The organism is Variovorax sp. CF313, from assembly GCF_000282635.1.
Lineage (GTDB): Bacteria > Pseudomonadota > Gammaproteobacteria > Burkholderiales > Burkholderiaceae_C > Variovorax.
This window is the reverse complement of sequence record NZ_AKIW01000140.1, coordinates 1-1,048: the sequence shown is the minus strand read 5'-3', so window position 1 is coordinate 1,048 and position 1,048 is coordinate 1. Positions and strand designations below refer to the sequence as shown.

Sequence of the window (1,048 nt, the reverse complement as noted above, 5' to 3'; positions counted from 1 at the left end):
TGTGAAGCTCCAATAGGTTGTATCCGGTGTTCATCCGGATTGGGTTTGAGAGACTGGAAGTCGCCAAACACCCAATCCACTCAGGACGCCCAACCGGATGAACACCCATAAGCATGCCCGACTTACCTTTGCCCGCCGATTCGAGATGGTCAAGCAGATGACGCTGGAGGGCTTGGATGCTGTGCGCGCAGCTGCCGCACACGGCGTCACTGCACCCACAGCCAGGAAGTGGCTTGGTCGCTATCTGGCGGGCGGAGAAGCCGCCTTGGCCGATGCCTCCTCCAAGCCAACACGCTCGCCCAGGGCCATCGACTCGGGCAAGGCCTTGCTCATCCTCGAGTTGCGTAAACGTCGGATGCTGCAGTCACGCATTGCTCGCAGCGTGGGCGTCTCGGCCTCGACTGTCAGCCGCGTGCTGACCCGAGCAGGCATGTCCAAGCTGAGCGACCTGGAGCCTGCCGAGCCGATCGTGCGCTACGAGCACGAAGCTCCTGGAGATCTGCTGCACATCGACACCAAGAAGCTTGGGCGCATCGTGCGTCCCAGCCATCGCGTCACGGGCAACCGACGCGACTCGGTCGATGGTGCTGGCTGGGAGACATTGTTCGTGGCCATCGACGACCACGCAAGGCTGGCGTTCACCGCCATGCACCCCGACGAGAAGCAGGTGCAAGCGGTCCTGTTCCTGCGCAATGCGGTGAACTATTACGCCCGCCTGGGCATCACTGTGCGGAGACTGCTGACTGACAACGGCCCGGCGTTCCGCTCGCGCGAGTTCAAGGCGACTTGCACTGAACTGGGTATCAGGCACAGCTTCACGCGACCCTACCGACCGCAGACAAACGGCAAGGCCGAGAGGTTCATCCAGTCCGCGTTGCGCGAGTGGGCCTACGGCTGGACCTACCAGAACTCAGCTCACCGAACCGATGCCCTGGCGAGCTGGCAGCACCACTACAACTGGCATCGCCCGCACAGCGGCATCGGCGGTATCGCGCCTATGTCCAGACTCAACTCGTCAAGAAACAACCTCTTGACGCTTCACAGCTAG

General features: G+C 62.0%; 1 protein-coding gene. It reads left to right on the top strand.

Annotated elements, in window-relative coordinates; all coding sequences use genetic code 11:
- Positions 1 to 97 precede the first annotated feature (97 nt).
- Positions 98 to 1,048, top strand: coding sequence for an IS481 family transposase (locus PMI12_RS26040; protein WP_007838657.1), 951 nt, complete (start codon positions 98 to 100; stop codon positions 1,046 to 1,048).

Excerpts from the sequence above, each read along its gene's own strand:
- PMI12_RS26040 (WP_007838657.1), top strand. The coding sequence starts at position 98 with ATGAACACCCATAAGCATGCCCGACTTACCTTTGCCCGCCGATTCGAG.